Annotated in this window: 13 protein-coding genes and 1 pseudogene; 10 read left to right on the top strand and 4 right to left on the bottom strand. The window is 72.2% G+C overall.

The window, feature by feature from the left end; translation table 11 throughout:
* Positions 1-170 precede the first annotated feature (170 nt).
* A complete protein-coding gene (locus tag ACGFNH_RS14385) occupies positions 171-854 on the bottom strand; it encodes a GPP34 family phosphoprotein (protein ID WP_393653383.1) in 684 nt (227 codons plus the stop codon).
* Positions 855-1,413: 559 nt separating this feature from the next.
* Between ACGFNH_RS14385 and ACGFNH_RS14380 the strand changes: the two genes are divergently transcribed.
* The 6 genes and pseudogenes from ACGFNH_RS14380 to ACGFNH_RS14355 all read left to right on the top strand — a co-directional run bounded on the left by ACGFNH_RS14380 (position 1,414) and on the right by ACGFNH_RS14355 (position 7,169).
* Positions 1,414-3,036, top strand: coding sequence for an ABC-F family ATP-binding cassette domain-containing protein (locus ACGFNH_RS14380; protein ID WP_393653382.1), 1,623 nt, complete (start codon positions 1,414-1,416; stop codon positions 3,034-3,036).
* Positions 3,037-3,251: 215 nt separating this feature from the next.
* On the top strand, positions 3,252-3,677 hold the full coding sequence (locus ACGFNH_RS14375; RefSeq protein WP_393653381.1) for an SRPBCC domain-containing protein: 426 nt from the start codon (positions 3,252-3,254) through the stop codon (positions 3,675-3,677).
* A 96-nt stretch (positions 3,678-3,773) separates the two neighbouring features.
* Positions 3,774-4,502: an HAD family hydrolase gene (locus tag ACGFNH_RS14370; protein ID WP_393653380.1), complete on the top strand. Its 729-nt coding sequence runs from the start codon at positions 3,774-3,776 to the stop codon at positions 4,500-4,502.
* Positions 4,503-4,773: 271 nt separating this feature from the next.
* Positions 4,774-5,415 carry a GNAT family N-acetyltransferase gene (locus ACGFNH_RS14365; protein ID WP_393653379.1) on the top strand — a complete coding sequence of 214 codons (642 nt, stop codon included), beginning with the start codon at positions 4,774-4,776 and terminating at the stop codon, positions 5,413-5,415.
* Positions 5,416-5,513: 98 nt separating this feature from the next.
* Positions 5,514-5,831: pseudogene (locus ACGFNH_RS14360) on the top strand (helix-turn-helix domain-containing protein); the annotation flags it as partial.
* Between the two features lie 312 nt (positions 5,832-6,143).
* A complete protein-coding gene (locus ACGFNH_RS14355; protein WP_393653619.1) occupies positions 6,144-7,169 on the top strand; it encodes a hypothetical protein in 1,026 nt (341 codons plus the stop codon).
* Positions 7,170-7,347: 178 nt separating this feature from the next.
* Here ACGFNH_RS14355 and ACGFNH_RS14350 read toward each other — a convergent pair whose 3' ends face one another.
* Both ACGFNH_RS14350 and ACGFNH_RS14345 read right to left on the bottom strand, forming a co-directional pair.
* Positions 7,348-7,749, bottom strand: coding sequence for a DUF1992 domain-containing protein (locus ACGFNH_RS14350; protein WP_393653378.1), 402 nt, complete (start codon positions 7,747-7,749; stop codon positions 7,348-7,350).
* Positions 7,750-8,971: 1,222 nt separating this feature from the next.
* Positions 8,972-12,943 (bottom strand): hypothetical protein, encoded by a 3,972-nt coding sequence (locus ACGFNH_RS14345; RefSeq protein WP_393653377.1) that lies wholly within the window; start codon positions 12,941-12,943, stop codon positions 8,972-8,974.
* Positions 12,944-13,183: 240 nt separating this feature from the next.
* Between ACGFNH_RS14345 and ddaH the strand changes: the two genes are divergently transcribed.
* Positions 13,184-13,960, top strand: a complete 777-nt coding sequence (gene ddaH / locus ACGFNH_RS14340; RefSeq protein WP_393653376.1) for a dimethylargininase — start codon at positions 13,184-13,186, stop codon at positions 13,958-13,960.
* 211 nt (positions 13,961-14,171) lie between these two features.
* Positions 14,172-15,146 carry an acyl-ACP desaturase gene (locus tag ACGFNH_RS14335; protein ID WP_393653375.1) on the top strand — a complete coding sequence of 325 codons (975 nt, stop codon included), beginning with the start codon at positions 14,172-14,174 and terminating at the stop codon, positions 15,144-15,146.
* 153 nt (positions 15,147-15,299) lie between these two features.
* On the opposite strand, the gene ACGFNH_RS14330 is transcribed toward ACGFNH_RS14335, so the two are convergent.
* Positions 15,300-15,743, bottom strand: a complete 444-nt coding sequence (locus ACGFNH_RS14330) for an ATP-binding protein (RefSeq protein ID WP_393653374.1) — start codon at positions 15,741-15,743, stop codon at positions 15,300-15,302.
* Positions 15,744-15,885: 142 nt separating this feature from the next.
* On the opposite strand from ACGFNH_RS14330, the gene ACGFNH_RS14325 reads away from it, so the two are divergent.
* The gene (locus ACGFNH_RS14325; protein WP_393653373.1) at positions 15,886-16,758 is read left to right on the top strand and encodes a Scr1 family TA system antitoxin-like transcriptional regulator; all 873 of its coding nucleotides are present in this window, start codon (positions 15,886-15,888) and stop codon (positions 16,756-16,758) included.
* On the top strand, positions 16,755-17,021 hold the full coding sequence (locus ACGFNH_RS14320) for a DUF397 domain-containing protein (protein WP_393653372.1): 267 nt from the start codon (positions 16,755-16,757) through the stop codon (positions 17,019-17,021). The genes ACGFNH_RS14325 and ACGFNH_RS14320 overlap by 4 nt, the downstream gene beginning before the upstream one ends.
* Positions 17,022-17,101 lie beyond the last annotated feature (80 nt).

Below are 17,101 nucleotides of genomic sequence, written 5' to 3'. Positions count from 1 at the left end.
TTCGGTCGTCCGGGGTTGGCCGTCCGGGGTTTGCGGGTCTCTTCCGGAGGTCCGGGCCTGTCGGAACTCGATCTTTCGGGTTCGATCTTTCGGGTTCGATCTTTCGGGGTTCATGCTCTCGGGGTTCGCGCATCGGGGGCTGCGCCGGACCGGTCCTCTCCTCGCCCCGTTCAACTCCCCGTGGACGTGATCGTCGGCACCAGCACCACCGTGGTGATCACGGCGAGCAGCGCCGCCTGCACCTCCTCCATGACCTTCCTCAGCGCGGGCGCAGCCCTGCCTCCGCGCTCCGCCAGCGCCGCGATCCGCTCCTTGTACGCCTCGGCGTCGTCCGCCGAGACCACGGTGCGCAGTTCGCCCGCCGCCGCGAGGGCGATGAGCGCGGCGTCGCGGTCGGGGACCTCGGCCACGTCGCCCGGGCCATGCAGGATGCGCAGCGCGCGGTCCCGTAGCCGCTCGGCCTCTGCCGTGTCTTCCAGGACGTGGTCCTTGACCGGGAACACTCCGAGGACGCGCCGGCTCCGCGTGCGTACGCGCCCCGAATCGCGGAGCTGGGCACGGACCGCGCGCAGCGTGGGCCCGGTGTCGTGCCCGACCCAGGTCTTCCAGGTGCGGGGCCGGGACTCCCCGATGAGTTCGAGCAGCCCGTCCAGCACCGGGTCCCCGGTGCCGGCGTCGTCGACGGGCTTGGCGGTCCCGTCCTCGTCGAGGAGCAGGCCGCGCAGGGCGAGCTCCGTGAGCGCGCCCGCGCGGACGAGGTACGGCAACGAGGCGGGTGCGGCGGGTTTGCCGGTCCCGGTGTCCCAGGCCAGAAGACACAGCTCGGCGGGGAGTGAGAGCGAACCGTCGGGCACGGGCACCTCCGGTGGGGTCGGGCGGGAGCCCGACGATACGTGGGGTGATGCCCCCGGCCCATCCCCGACGTGACGGTGAGGATCGAGGTATCTGCGTCCTGGCCGTCGACATCGGGCTGTGAGCAGCGCGCCAGCACCGGCCCTGTCAGCACGGGCCCGTCAGCACCGGCGCTGTCCGCACCGCTCTGTCTCACCGCCCCGTCAGCAGCGGGCTGTGGGCTGGGGGCGGTGGGCTGTGCGCTGGGGGCAGCGGCCGTTTATTGCGTTGCCGCGCCGCACCGCCGCCCGTAGATTCTTTGACGGCCCTGTTGTCGCCGATCGGAGAAGGCCGTTGCTCGTCTGAGGTCCTGAGACACCGCGCCCCGCAGTGATGCGAATTCCCGCTCCTGCGTCGGGCCGTGTTGTGCGACCTCGGCACTGAGCCGCTTTCCCCGCGACCGGGGCCATCCGCGTCTTCGACCGCGTCCCCGGTTCGCGTCCGTGCTGCCGCCGCCGTTGCCGCGCCGCCCCGGTGTCTCCACGTGTTGCCCCCGCGCTTCGAGCAACCCTGGAGGCCTGCATGGCTCATTCCGACATCTCATCCGTCACCTGCTCCGGACTCGCCTTCGCCTGGCCCGACGGAACCCCCGTGTTCGAGGATTTCGACCTGTCGGTGGGGCCCGGCCGTACGGGTCTCATCGGGCTGAACGGCTCCGGCAAGTCCACGCTGCTTCGGCTCGTGGCCGGTGAGCTGGCGCCCGCGGCGGGCAGCGTCCGTACCGCCGGTGACGTGGGATATCTCCCGCAGAACCTCGTGCTCGACACCGGCCGGCGGGTCGACGAGGCGCTGGGCATCGCGACAGCGCGCGCGGCGCTGCACGCCATCGAGGCGGGCGACGCGAGCGAGGAGAACTTCGCCGCGATCGGCGACGACTGGGACGTGGAGGAGCGCGCCCGCGCGACGCTGGACGAGCTGGGCCTCGGCCGTATCGACCTCGACCGCACCATCGGGGAGGTCTCGGGCGGCGAGTCGGTGCTGCTGCGCCTGGCCGCCCTGCTGCTGCGGCGGCCGGACGTCCTGCTGCTCGACGAGCCCACCAACAACCTGGACCTGGAGGCGCGGAGGCGGCTGTACGACGCGGTGGCCTCCTGGTCCGGGGTGATGATCGTGGTCAGCCACGACCGCGAACTGCTGGACCTGGTCGACCAGGTCGCCGACCTGCGAGGCGGCGAGGTGAGCTGGTACGGCGGGAACTTCAGCGCGTACGAGGAGGCGCTCGCCGTCGAGCAGGAGGCTGCCGAACGCATGGTCCGCGTGGCCGAGGCCGACGTGAAGCGGCAGAAGCGCGAACTGGCCGATGCGCACGTCAAGTTGGCGCGGCGCGAGCGCTACGGCCAGAAGATGTACGAGAACAAGCGCGAGCCGCGGGCCGTGATGAAGTTGCGCAAGCGATCGGCCCAGGAGTCCGCGGGCAAGCACCGGATCATGCACACGGAGAAACTGGAGGAAGCGCGGGAGCGGCTCGACGAGGCGGTGGATGCCGTACGGGACGACGACGAGATCCGTGTCGATCTCCCGCACACGGCGGTCCCGGCAGGCAGGACGGTGCTGACCGTACGCGATCTGGAACTGCCGTACGGCGTGGCCCGCGTGCCCGCCTTCGAGATCCGCGGCCCGGAACGGATCGCCCTCGTGGGGCGGAACGGCGCGGGGAAGTCCACGCTGCTGCGGATGATCGCGGGCGAACTGCCGCCGGTGGAAGGCGAGGTGGTCACAGAGGTCCCGGCGCGGTATCTGCCGCAGCGGCTGGACATCCTCGACGATTCGCTGACGGTTGCCGAGAACGTGGCCCGTTTCGCGCCGGACGCCACCAACAACCGTATTCGCGCGCGCCTCGCCCGCTTCCTCTTCCGCGGCGCCCGGGCCGACCGGATCGCGGGCACCCTGTCGGGCGGCGAACGCTTCCGCGCTTCCCTCGCCTCCCTGATGCTCGCCGAGCCCGCCCCGCAACTCCTCATGCTGGACGAGCCGACGAACAACCTCGACATGGCGTCGGTCCGCAAGCTGACGGCTGCGCTGGAGTCGTACGAGGGCGCGCTGCTGGTGGCGAGCCACGACGTGCCGTTCCTGGGGGAGATCGGGATCACGCGGTGGATGCGGCTGGACGGGGAGTTGACGCGGGTGGAGGCGGACGACGTGTGAGGCGCAAGGTGTGAGGGGAAGGCGCAGCTGCACCCCGGGGGCGTGCCGTAACCCGTTCGCTCCCGGCGCGCCCGTCGCCTCCCGGCGCGTGACCACGCGCCGGGAGGCGACGTCGTAGGAATCACCGGGTTCGTCGAGTAGCGTCCGCTCGCGAAGATCATCGTTGAACACGGCAGCAAGCCGCCCCTGTCACCTGCCGCGACGGAGTTCCGCACATGACGACCCTGGCCTTCGACCTCTACATCCGCGCCACCCCCGAGCAGGTCTGGCAGGCCCTGACGGACCCGGAATTGGTGCCGCGCTGGCGCTTCGGGATGTCCTTCGAAACGGACTGGCGGACGGGTTCCCCGCTCACCAGCCACGCCCCGGACGGGTCCGGCACGGTCACGCAGTGCCTCCCCGGCCGCCGTCTCGTCTACGACTGGATCCAGACCGACCAGGCCGAGTCCAACGGCGGCCACTCCTCGACCGTGATGTACGAGCTGGGTGCGATGGGCGAGATCACCCAACTCAGCGTCGTCCACAGCAACTTGGATCCGGAGGGCCTCTTCCTGAAGGTGGTGCAACCGGGCTGGCCGATGCTGCTCTCCAGCCTCAAGACCCTCCTGGAGACGGGCCGGCCCCTCCCCTTCCATACGTAGCTCCGACCCGTGCGGGAGCCGGCGCAAACCGGCTGCCGGCGGCGAGTGAACGCCCCCGCTCCGGGCGGCGAGCACCCCGCACGGTAGGAAGGCCGTATGACGCGCACTCCTGTCTGCGGCCCGGAAGGGCCGTTGCGCCCCACTCCCGGCAGCAGCTCCCCCGTCCCCGTACGAGCAGTGCTGTTCGACTTCTCCGGCACGCTCTTCCAGATACGTTCCTACGCAGACCGCATCCGCGCCGTGCTGCCCAGTCCGCTCGGTGGGAGCGAGTTGAGCGCTCTGCTGGACGGGCTCGAAGCGGGCCTTTCCGACCCGGACGTGATCGCCGCCCAACGGGGGCGTGACGTCTCCTCCCGGGCTCACCGCCACGCGTTCACCACCTGGTACGCGTCCGTACCCGCCCTGGTCCCGTACGCCGAGGCGCTGTACGAGCAACTGCGGACTCCGGAGCACTGGCTGCCGTACGCCGACGCGGAGGCCACCCTCGAACGGCTGGACCGGCACGGCGTCGCCATGGGCGTGGTGAGCGACGTCGGCTGGGACCTGCGACCGACGTTCGCCCACCATGGCCTCGACAAGTTCATCGCCTCGTGGGTCCACTCCTACGAGCACGACACCGAGAAGCCGGACCCTCTGCTGTTCCATCTCGCCTGCGGCCGGCTCGGCGCCGAACCCGCGGAAACCCTGATGGTCGGAGACCATCCGGCGAAGGACGGCGGCGCGGCCGCAGCGGGGTTGCGGTCCTACGTCGTGCCTGCCGGAGCTGCTCCGGGCAGCCATCGAGGACTGGACGCTGTGCTCCGGCTCGTCGACCTCGGCGGGTGAGGGTCCGGCCCGGGCGACGACGGTCCGGCCTGGCAGGTGACCATCCCGCCCGACCAGGACTGCCCCGCCCGACCAGGGACCGCCCCGCCCGTCCGGTGGCCGTCCGACCAGTGGCCGCCCGTCCGGTGGCCGCCCGACCGGTGGCCGTCCGACCAGTGGCCGCCCGTCCGGTGGCCGCCCGACCGGTGGCCGCCCGACCCGGCGGGTGATGTGGCCCCGCCCAGGCCGTAATTGGTTCGACGGCGAGGGCCTGTTTCGGCAGGCTCTTTTCATGGCAGCGCATTTCTGGCCCCTCTACGGGCTTCGCATCACGACACCGCGGCTCGAGCTGCGTGTGCCGGACCTGGAGCTGCTCGACGCGCTCGCGGCCGTGGCGGCCGAGGGCGTGCACGATCCGGCGGACATGCCCTTCTCCTTGCCGTGGACGGACGGTGGACCCGAGGCACGCGGGCGCGGGACGTTCCAGCATGTGCTGGGGACCGTCGCGCAGTGGCGTCCCGAGGACTGGACGCTGAGCCTGGCGGTCCTGAGCGACGGTCAGGTGGTCGGGCGGCAGGACCTGAGCGCGCGCGATTTCGCCGTGACCCGGGAGGCCACGTCCGGCTCCTGGCTCGGGACGGCCCATCAGGGCAACGGCATCGGAACCGAAATGCGGGCCGCCTTGGCGCACTTCGCGTTCGAGGGGCTGGACGCGCGGTGGATGACATCGGCCGCGATGACGGACAACCGGCGATCGCTGGGCGTCTCGCGACGCATCGGCTACCGCCCCGACGGGCTCACCACTGCGTGCGTACGCGGAGAGGCGCGCATCCTGCAACGGCTGCGGCTGGATCGCGCGGGCTGGGAGGCATGCCGGAGCGTGCCGGTCGAGGTCTTCGGACTGGAGCCGTGTCGCGCGTTGTTCGGCCTGTGACGACACGCCGTACCGGCGGAACCGCTCCGCGTACTCTGGCGTGGGGAAAGGCAGAGACCCTGGGGTCGTTGCCGGGGGCGGGCGGGGCGGGGTGAGCAGTGGCCGGATCGGGCTGGGGTTCGAGGTCGGAGTCAGGGTCAGGGCCGGGACCGGAAGCAGGACGGGGTTCGAGGCCGGAACCGGGGTCGGTGGCGGGGTCGGCTTCGGCTTCGGCTTCGGCTTCGGCGGACCGTGTGGGTGAATTCGCTTCGTATCTGCGGTCGTTGAAGGAGCGGACCGGGCGCAGCTATGGAGCGCTCGCCGCCCGACTGCATGTCAGTACCTCGACGCTGCACCGCTATTGCAACGGGGACGCGGTCCCGGCGGAGTATGCGCCGGTGGAGCGCTTCGCCCGGTTGTGCGAGGCGGACGCCGGCGAACTGATGCACCTCCACCGCCTCTGGATTCTGGCGGACGCCGCCCGACGAGATCCGGGGAAGGCGGCCACGGCACCTGCCCCGGCCGCGAGGCCCGGGCCCGCCCAGGAGACCGGTGCGTCCCGACGCGGCGCCGGTCCTGAGGCTGCACCGCCCCGCGCGCCCACACCCGCGCCCTCTCCCGCCCCCTCGCCTTCGCCCGTGCCCGCGCCCTCGACCTCGCCTGTGCCCGGGTCCGCGCCCCTGCCCGCACCGGCGCCCGCGCGGGCAAAGCTCCGGCTCCGGCTCGCGGCGAGTTCCTCGACCCCGCCCATGTCCCCGCGCCTTGGGGAACCCGCCACGGTTGTCACGCCTGCGGTCACGCCCGCCACCGCATCCTCCGACCGGCCCACGGGCCGGCCGCAGCGCCGCTGGCCCGGGCTCGTCGGCGGGGCCGCGGCCCTCGCCGTGTTCGCGGCCCTGACCGCCACGCATCTGACGGGAGCCCGCGACGACCAGTCGCCCCGGGACGTCGACGCCACCGCGCACACACCGCGGGCCGTCGCGAACCCCGGCCGTACCGCCCGCGCCGCCACGAAGGACGACCCGGGGGGCGGCCCATCCGGCTCACCACGCCGTACGGGCGGCAACCGCGACGGCAAGGAGCCCCTCGGCGCCGACGCGTCCGTCGGCGATGAGCGCGCCGGCACCAGCGGGGACGGGAAGAGCAGGACGGCTCCGCTGTCGATGACCACCCGGTCACATGTGTGGGAGAACGGCTGCGACCACCGCTATCTCATCGCCGAGCCGCCGTCCGACGTCCCGCCGCCGCCCGTCGAACAGGACGCGCCGACCTGGGCCGCCGCGCAACGGGCAGTCCACGGCGGCACCACCAACGTCGAGGTGACCTTGCAGGGCGCCTCATCCGCGGCAGTCGTGCTGCAGGAACTCCACATCCGCGTGGTGGGCCGGGACAAGCCTCTGGCCTGGTCCTCCTTCGCCATGGAGAACGGCTGCGGCGGCGCACTCACCCCCGCCGCCTTCGCCGTGAACCTGGACGCCTCACGCCCGCTGGCCCGCCCCACCGACGGCTACGACGGCGTATCCGACAAGTCGTTGCCCGCCGTACGCCTCCCCTACCGCGTCTCGGCCACCGATCCCCTCGTGCTGCTCGTCAACGCCCGCACCACGGGCTGCGACTGCCGCTGGTTCCTCGAACTCGACTGGACGAGCAAGGGCCGCAAGGGCACGGTCCGCATCGACGACGGCGGACGCCCGTTCCGTACGAGCGGCATCAAGGGCCGTCCGCAGTACGGCTATGCGCTCGACACGCGGAGGTGGACGCGGGACGCCTCGTGACGCGGGACGCCTCGTGACGCGTCACGCATGACGCATGACGCATGACTCGTGGCTGCTGGCTGCTGGCTGCTGGCTGCTGGCTGCTGGCTGCTGGCTGCTGGCTAACGGTGACTGATGACGACGGCACGGCGGCTCGTCCCGCCCGTCACGCCGCCCCGGCGTGGGGCCGGCCGGCTGCTCACGATGAGCGCTGGGCGCGCCATTCCACGACGACATGCTCGACGTCGAAGGGGACCAGGTTGAGCGGAGGGCCGGAGAGCGGCGTCCTGATCGCCTCGCGGATCCGGTCGTTGATGTCCGCGACGATCTTCCGCACCTCGGGCTCGGAGGCCGCCCGCAGCGCCGCCTCATGCGCCTCGTCCGCCTCCTTGCGCACGGCGAGCGTCGGTGGAAGGGCCGACACCCCCTCGTCGATCATCTTCTTCCTGATCCACCACAGTTCGTCGTACGGGGCGTCCGCGTCGGGCAGGGGCTTGCCCGCGCCGGGCATGTTGTCGAAGGCGCCGCGCTCCGTCGCTTCCCGGATCTGCTTGTCGATCCACGACTCGAAGTTGATGCCAGGTGGCTTGCGCTCCGTCATGGGGCCATTGTCCCTCACGCGGCCCGCGTGAACACGGGCGGTTTCCCCGCCTGCCACCGTTCGACCTTCGCTCTCGTCTCGCGCCTGCGGCGCAAAGAACGAGCATCGGGGCGGCAGGGGGCGCGGGCGAGGTCCGCGTCCGCGGCAAGGCCCGGTGACACTGCGGGTTCCGGCACGCGCTCGGGGGTCCTGCATTTTCTGCGGCACTCGTTGTGGAATTGCTTGCCTCCGGTCAAGCATTTCGACGACGAGTTCCCGGGACCGGCGCACTCGACGGCCCGGGCGGGATGCCATGGTCCGTCTGTCGCGCAACCGGACGAGGACTGCGCATCCGGACACCCGGCAGCCACGCCCCGGCCGCCAGGATGCTCAAGCACCCACCACCGGGCCGCCATCCGGGCAACGGGCCCCAACACGAACCAGGCAGACCGCCCCACCACCACGAATGCCCATCGGCTTCCTCCGGCTCTCGGTCTCGTCTCACGCCTACGGTGCAAAGAAGGAGCATCGGGGCTGCGGGGGGGGCTGCGGGGGGGGCTGAGGTCTGCGTCCGTCGCTGGAGCCGGTGACACTGCGGGTTCCCACAGGCGCTCGGGGCCCTGCGCTTTTCTCCGACACCCGCTGTGGAATTGCTTGCCTCCGGTCAAGCATTTCGACAACGGGCCCCCGGAACTGGCGCAATCGAGCCCGGGCGGGACGCCATAGTCCGTCTGTCGCGCAACCGGACGACGGCCGCACTTCCGGGCACCTGGCCCAGCCAGGACCCCGCCCGCCCGGATGCTCAAACACCCACCACCGGACCACCACCCGGGCAACAACCCCCACACGAACCAGGCAGACCGCACCACCACCACAGATGCCCAACGACTCCACCGGCTCCCGGTCTCGTCTCGCGCCTGCGGCGCAAAGAACGAGCATCGCGCGGCAGGGAGCCCGGCCAAGGTCCGCGTCCGCGGCAGGACCCGGTCACACTGCGGGATCTCGAAGGCGCGCTCGGGCCCTCCCGCTTCGCTCCGGCACTTCGTTGTGGAATTGCTTGCCTCCGGTCAAGCATTTCCACAACCAGTCCCCGGGACCGGCTCAACCGACGAACCAGGGCGGGACGCCATGCCCGGTCTGTCGCGCAACCGGCGACCACACCCCCCGTACACCCGGCCCAGCCAGACCCCCACCCGCCCCCGCGTACTGCTCGACCGGCCGGTGTCCTACGGCCCGCCTCGGTTCACTCCTCCGCCGTCCTGACCGCCAGGGCCGCGTCCCCGACGTCCGGGAGCGGATGGCGGCGGAGGTTCTGGAGAAGCTCGCGCCAGGGGGCGGGCCATCCCGTGCCTTCGCCGAGCGCGGTGGTGAGGGCCACCGCGAACAGACCCGCCGCGTGCGTGCCGTCCCCGGCCAGGCGCGCCGCGACGGCCGCGGCCCCGGCGTCCGGTCCGGTCGCCGGGGTTCGGCCGAGCCGGTCGGTCAGCGTGTCGGCGGTGCGGGCTGCGAGGGCGGGACGCCCTTCGTGGAGGCGGGCGAGCCTGACGAGCCGCCCGCTCAGCTCTTCCCGCCCGGCGCCGAGGTCCAGCGCATCGGTCAGCAGCCGGGCCGCGATCGGCACGAACCGGTGGTGGCGGGCGAGCAGTTCGGCCGCATCGGCCGCGACCGTACGGGCACTGTCCGGCCGGTGCACGGCGCGTATGGCCAGCCGCTCCACGAGGTGCTCGACCCGGCGTCGTGCGGGACGGTCCCGCCCCGCACCGGCGTCGGTGTACGCACCGCCGTGACGTCGGCCGGCTGTGTCTCCGGCTTTCCGCGCCGCATCGCCGCTGCCTGGACCGCCCGGACCAGCCGTTCCGTTCGGAGACGGCGATACTCCCTGTTCGTCCACCGCCGTGTCCGCCGCGACCAGCAGGGTCAACACCCCGCCCAGCGTGGGAAACGTGCCTTCGACCGACGTGACGAGGGAGACCAGGCCGTCCGCCGCCGCACTCCACGTTCCGCGGTTGTCCAGGTCGGTGACCGCCGCCGCCAGGACCTCCTGGGCGTCCGGCGACCAGGGCGCCCAGCGGGCCAGCGCTTCGTAAGCCACCTCGGCGACCTCCCGGTCCACGGTGTCGCTCGCCGCGGTCACCAGCCGTGCGTAGCGCGCCCGTTGGGGTTCCGGAAGGTCGAGGGGGCCGCGGCGGAGGACGGCGTGGCGCAGGACGGGCGGACCCGCCGCGGCCGACGCCGTCATGCCCCAGGCCCGTTCGTCGCCCAGCAGGGGGACGGCGAATGCCACGGAAGCGGCGCGTACGTCGCGGTGCTGCCCGGGCATCTCGTACGCCTCGGCGAGCAGCGCGGCGGCCTCCGGCACCGGCAGCCGCGTGGCCGTCAGCCGCGCCGCCTCCTTGCGGCTGGTGACCCTCACGTTCGCAGCACTGGTAGGTGTCTCCGGGGAATCCGCGGCACCCACGGCACCGTTGGCACCTGCCGCGCCGTTACCCACACCGGTGACGCCACCGTCACCCGCGCCCGTGACGCCGCCGTCAACATCACCGTGACGGTCATCGGAGGCGTCCCGGCCGCCACCGATGTCCGCCAGCAGGACGCCCCTGAGCATCCCGCCGAGCCGGGAGGGTTCCACGTACCGGCTGGCCCGGGTCGCCGCCTGGACCGCCACCCGTGCCCGGTCGTCCCCCACCCGCGTCAGCAGCACCGGCAGTGCCTCACCCGGCCGGTCCGTCCGCACCAGCGCCACGAGGGCCGCCTCGGCGAGCTGCACGTCCGGCGAGTCGGTCCAACGGCGTACGGCCGCGGCGCCCAGCCCGGGTATCCGTGCGGCCTGGGCGATCGCTGCCGTCCGCTGGTACGGGCGCAGCGAGGCGTCGCCCATCGCCCGCGTCATCAACCGTGCCGCCGCCTCCTGTTGGCGGGGCAGCCACCGGTCGGCGTCCCGTCCCACCGGCGGCAGCCAGTGGGCGCCCGGGTAGCGGAAGCGGCCGTGCGGCGGGGTGTTCGCCAGCACTTCGTCCAGCAGGTCGGTACGTCGGCGGGTCAGCACGGACAGCACGGGCGCCAGAACCGCGGCCGAGGAGTCCATCGCCATGATCCGGCCGACCCTCTCGTCCCTGGTCCGCGGGTCCTCCAGCCACAGGCCGATCGCGTTCCGCACGGTCGCGTCGTTCCCGAACTGCACGGCCTGCCACAGCAGTTCCTGAAGCTCCGGCATTCCGGCGGCGCGCCGCGGCCCGACCGCTCGCGCCAGGGCGAAGGTCAGTCCGTGGTCGACCTTCTCCGCCCCCGCCTCCAGCCACGGCCGCAGCGCCTCGAACACCGCGTGCTCCTGGCCGCGCCGCAGCGTGCGGTCCAGCCGCCCCAGGTCGGCCCCGGCGGTGTTGCCGGACAGCCGTACGAGGGTGCGCAGGGCCCAGCCGATGAGCTGCCGCTCGGCCGTGGCGGCGTGTTCGCGCAGCAGACCGACGGCGAGTGCGCTCAAGGCTCCGCGCGTGGCGGCCGAGGAGTCGCGGGCCTCGATCGCGTCGGCGGCTATGCGGTCGAGGTATGGCGCGTCGTCGTCGGTGAAACGGCGCGGCCGGACGGCGCGGAGCGCGGTCAGCGCGGCGGACCTGACCGGGTCGTGCTCGTTGCGCAACCGTTCCATCGCACGGAGCAGACGCGGGAGCGCCGCCGGGTCCGAGGAGCGCGCGCTGTTGCGGGTGAGCAGCGCCCAAGCCTCCGCGCGGTCCTCGGCGGCGGGACGGCGTGTGGCGGCGAGCAGTTCGTCCCACGCCTCGTCCGCCGGCAGATGGGCAACGGCCGTGAGGAGGGCGGTGCGGCCCGCCTCGCGCTCGCGCGCCCGCTCCACGAGCCGCCAGCCCTCCGCCTCACGGCGGACGCGCGGCAGCAGGTCGAGGACCGTGTCGGGCAGCGGGTCGTCGGCGTCGCCGCGCCCCGCGGTCACGGTGTCGTGGAAAGCGCCGCGACGCGCGGGCGGCAGCGCGCGCAGGAGCGTTGCGAAGCGCTCCGGGTACGGCGCCCAGGCCCGGCCCAGCGCCTCGAACTCCTCCCGCGCTGCTTCCGTCCGGGCGAGACGGCACAGGACGGATGCGGGCAGTCCGCGTCGCCGCAGTGCGTCCATGTGCCGCGGGTCGAGGAGGAAGCGCAGCGTGCGTCCGGGTGCGGCATCGGCCGACGGTCCGATCCGGTGCCACAGGGGGCCGGGCAGCGGCCCCGCGCCGTACCGCTCCAGGAGGTCGAGGACGCGCTCGGGCCGTACGGGCGCGGTGACGGCGACCGCGGGCGCGTACCGCTGCCACCACGCCTCCCGCAGTGCCTCGGGCAGTGCGGCGAGTTGCCGTCCCGACTCGTCCAGGACGGCATCGGGGTGACGGGTCGCGAGGGTGCGCATGCCGCCGATGACATGGAACAGCTCGGGGAGCAGCCGGGCGACAGTGGCGGCGCCGCAGCCGGGCAGCAGCCCGGCCGCCTCGCGATCGCCCCAGCGCGCGCGGTACGGGTCGATGAGCCGGTCGGCGAGCGGCCGTCCATCCGCGGGGGCGCTGCGGACACTTGGCGCGGTTCCGACGTTGTGCCCGTCGCCGTCGTCGGCATCGTTGTCTCCGGCAAGCCCCTTGCCTCCGTCGGGCGTCTGCCGGTCGGGCCCGTCGCCGCCGGTGGATCCATCGCCTCCGTCGGACGACCGCCCGTGGATCGGCGCATGACCGGGACCGGGAGCGGACCCACGACCATGACCGGATCCGGATCCGGATCCGGAACCGGAACCGGAACCGGAACCGGAACCGCCCTGTTCGTCGGCCGACGCCGCGCGGCCGCACGTCCCGCGCCCCACGATGACCTTGATCACCTCCCTGCGCACCGCCGCCGGCGCGTCCTGGAGCGCCGCTTCCAGCGCGGCGTCCGAGACGGCTGCCGGGCCGGCGGCCGAGGCGGCCGCCCGCAGTGCGTGCCCGCGCACCACCGCGTCCGGATCCGTGAGCCGTGCCTCCAGATGCCCGGTGTTCCCTCCCACGGCCGCGGCGACGACGGCGAGCCTCCGCCCGTAAGCCCCGCGCCGCTCCAGCTCCTCCAGCAGCGAGCCGAGCTGCCCCCGCTCCGCCGACTTGCGTGCGCGCGCGGCCAGTTCGCGCATGCGCCGCGGGTACGGGAGCGGGTCGAGGGCGGCGAGCAGTTCGTCCACGGGGTGGGGCGGGTCCTGCGGGATCCGTGTCATGCCGGGGATTCTCCACGGCAAGCGGGCCCGGGCAGTAGAGGATGAGCCTCAGTGCAGTTCAGGATGGGTGCACGGACCCGAGGGGCCGTGCCCGAGGGTACGAGCGGGTACTCCGGGTACGAGCCGATCGCGGTCCTCGGCTCACCTGCACCGTCCGCCCGCGCCCGTAAGACCCGCCAACACCCGTACCCCCCGCCCCCCACCGCCCGTCCGCGTCCCCCACCCCCCGAGGGAGCAACCGTGCCCAGCAAGAAGGCGCTGATCCGCCGTCCCAGTCCGCGTCTCGCCGAGGGCATCGTCACTCATGTCGAACGCACGCCGGTGGACTACAGCCTCGCGCTGAGCCAGTGGGAGGCCTACGTCGGGGCGCTCCAGGCCCACGGCTGGGAGCCGTTCGAGGTCGAGCCCGCGCACGACTGCCCGGACAGCGTCTTCATCGAGGACACGGTGGTCCTCTTCCGGAACGTCGCGTTGATCGCCCGCCCCGGCGCAGACGCCCGCAAGCCGGAGACGACGGAGGTCGAGGAGGCCGTCGCACGGATGGGCTGCTCGATCAACTGGGTCTGGGATCCGGGCACGCTCGACGGCGGCGACGTTCTCAAGGTCGGCGACACCATCTATGTCGGACGGGGCGGGCGGACGAACGCGGCAGGCGTCCAGCAGCTCCGGGCCGCGTTCGAGCCGCTGGGCGCCCGTGTGGTGGCGGTGCCCGTCAGCAGGGTGCTGCATCTGAAGTCCGCGGTGACGGCGCTGCCGGACGGGACCGTGATCGGCCATCCCCCGCTCGTCGACGACCCGTCGGTCTTCCCGCACTTCCTGCCCGTTCCCGAGGAGTCCGGGGCGCATGTCGTGCTGCTGGGCGGCGGCAAGCTGCTGATGGCGGCGAGCGCGCCGAAGTCCGCGGAGCTGCTGGGCGGGCTCGGCTACGACGTCGTGCCGGTGGACATCAGCGAGTTCGAGAAGCTGGAAGGTTGCGTCACCTGCCTGTCGGTACGGCTGCGGGACCTGTACCGCTAGTGTTCGCGGCGGCCCTCCCATTTCCGGAGATCCGCGTTCCGCACCGAACAATCGGACTTTCCGCACAAACAGCGCATATCCTCCCGCAGTTCTCGCCCGCCTGGCCGGATACTTATCGGGGCTTTAACCTACGGGTTCGTAACCTACGCAGCCGTAGCTGTTTTGCATGCCTTCGGCATGCCCGCGCACGTCCCCAGGAGTCGCCGTGACCATGAGCCCCACCCCTCTCGCCCCGTCGTCCGGGGCTTGGAGCGACGCCCGGCTTCTGTACGCCCTGGAGGAGGTCGTCGAGACCGAGCTCAACCGGCACCTCAAGGTGGCCAAGGAGTGGATGCCCCACGAGTACGTGCCGTGGAGCGACGGCCGGAACTTCGACGGCCCGCTCGACGGCGAGCCCTGGGCACCCGAGCAGTCCAAGGTCACCGGCATCGGCCGGATAGCGCTTGTGGTGAACCTGCTCACCGAGGACAACCTCCCCAGCTACCACCACGAGATCGCGACCCTCTTCGGCCGCGACGGCGCCTGGGGCACCTGGGTCCACCGCTGGACCGCCGAGGAGGGCCGGCACGGCATCGTCATGCGCGACTACCTCCTCACCTCCCGGGCCGTCGACCCGGTCGAGCTGGAGCGTTTCCGCATGGCTCACATGTCGGAGGGCTTCGAGTCCGACAACCGGCACAGCATGCTGCACTCCGTCGCGTACGTGGCCTTCCAGGAACTGGCGACCCGCATCTCGCACCGCAACACCGGCCACCACTCCGGTGACCCGGTCTGCGACCGGATGCTCGCCCGGATCGCCACCGACGAGAACCTGCACATGGTCTTCTACCGGAACCTCCTGGGGAAGGCATTCGAGCTGGCGCCCGACATGACCATGGCCGCCGTCCGCGACGTCGTCGTCAACTTCCGCATGCCCGGTCACGGCATGCCCGGCTTCGAGCGCGCGGCCGCCCAGATGGCCATCGGCGGCATCTACAACCTGCGTATCCACCACGACGATGTGCTGGAGCCCGTCCTGCGCTTCCTGAAGGTCCTGGAGATCTCCGGCCTCGGGCCCGAGGGCCTCAAGGCGCAGGAAGAACTGGGCCTGTTCATGGGCGGCCTCGACGATCAGGCGACGAAGTTCGACGAGCGCCGCGCGGCACTCCTCGCGCGACGGGCGGCCCGCGCCGCCAAGTCGGACTGACGGAGCGCCCGGTCGGCTCGGCGCACCGGGCAGTACGCCGCACCGGGCAGTACGCGGACCGGCAGTAGGCGTGCCCGGCCGACGCGGGTCCCGCTCCAGGCGCTTGCGGCGGTACGGGCGTACTGCCGTACGGGCATGCCGACAGCCCGTCCGTCACCCACCGGCGAGGGGGAGTTCGGCCCACACCGTCTTGCCGACGGGGACCCGTGGCTCGACTCCCCAGCGCGCGGCGACGGCTGCCACGAGCAGCAGCCCGCGTCCGGACTCTTCATCCGGATCCGCGGCGCCCGCGGTAGGTCCGGGCGCGCTCTCACCGCGCGCGTCGGACACCTCGATCCGTAGGAACGGCGGGCCGGGCTCGTCCGCGAGGGTGAGGCGCAGTCCGAAGTCCCGCCCGGGTACGCGTCCGTGACGCACCGCGTTCGCGGCCAGCTCGGCCACGACGAGTGCGACCGCCTCGGACACCTCCCCGCCGTGCGGCCGGCCCCACGCGGCGAGCTGCTGCACCGCCGAGATGCGCGCGAGCCGCGCGCCGCGGGGAGTGGAACTGAACCGCTGGCTGAACCTCGTTGCCGGGAGGGTGATTTCGGGCTTCATGTCACCGAGCGTGGTCGACCCGTCGTAGCCTGACCAGCGGGACAGCCGGTACACCGCGTACGTGTACGGGCGCGGGGGGTTGCGTGTCCGCCCCGGCGGGCGTAACCGGGGGCAGGGCCCGGGATACGAAACGGTGAGCGGCATGGTGACGGACAACCGCGGTCGTGAAGAGCGCCCGGAACCCTCGGAGGGCGCGGACGACGCGGCGGACCTCTTCCGCGCCGTCGGCAAGCAGATGAAGCTGCTGCGGGAGCGCAAGGGTCTGACGCAGAAGGAGCTGGGCGAACGGCTGGGCTACAGCGAGGACCTGATCTCCTCCCTGGAACGCGGCCGGCGCACGCCCCAGCCGGACTTCATCGACGCGGCGGACGAATTCCTGGACGCGGGCGGCCTGTTGAAGACGGCGAAGGACGACGTCGCCCGAGCGAGATCGAAGGCCCGCGTCCGCCACCCGGCCTGGTTCCGCGACTACGCGCGGCTGGAGTCGGAGGCGGTCGAGTTGAATTTCTTCAGCACTCTGACCATCCCCGGATTGCTGCAAACCGAGGATTACGCACGGAGCACGTTCGTCGTCCGCCAGCCCCTGCTGAACGAGGCCATGATCGAGCAACGGGTCACTGCCCGGCTGGCTCGCCAGGAGATCCTGACCCGCTGGCCGGCACCTATGGTGTCCGCGGTTATCGACGAATCAGTTCTGCGTCGGCTCATCGGCGGACGCGTCGTTCTCCGGGCTCAGCTGCAACAGTTGCTGCACCTCGGGAAGTTACGCAACATGACCATCCAGGTTCTCCCGCTTGCCTGCGAGGACTACGCAGCGCTTGAAGGTCCATTCATCTTGCTTACCCCGAAGGCCCGCCAACAAGTGGGCTATCTCGAAGTGCAGAGCTTCAGTCGGCTGGTCACGGACTCGGAGGAGGTCCGTATCCTTGCCGCACGGTATGGAAGCATCCGGGGCCAGGCCCTCACGCCCCGCGAGTCCTACACCCTGATCGAGAAGTTGCTGGGAGAGCAATGAAAATCGAGGAGCCGGAACTCACCTGGTTCAAGAGCAGCCACAGCGGCGGAGAAGGCGGTGCCTGCGTCGAGGTCGCTGTCACCTGGCACAAGAGCACCTACAGCGCCGGAGACGGGGGCGAATGCGTCGAGGTCGCCACCTGCCCCGACACCGTCCACGTACGGGACTCCAAGGACCCGCACGGCCCACAACTCTCCTTCACCCCCGAATCCTGGGCCGCATTCCTGGAGTTCACCGCCCGGCCCCCTGGCGCCCGGGACTGAGCCCTCGCTCCGCAGAGTCTCGGCACACGCCCGGCGCGTACGCCCCTGACCGGCCCAATGCCCGGGGTATCGTCGCGGGC

It is taken from the genome of Streptomyces sp. NPDC048639, assembly GCF_043199075.1.
In the GTDB taxonomy this organism is placed as follows: domain Bacteria; phylum Actinomycetota; class Actinomycetes; order Streptomycetales; family Streptomycetaceae; genus Streptomyces.
This window is presented reverse-complemented; position numbering and strand designations above follow the sequence as displayed.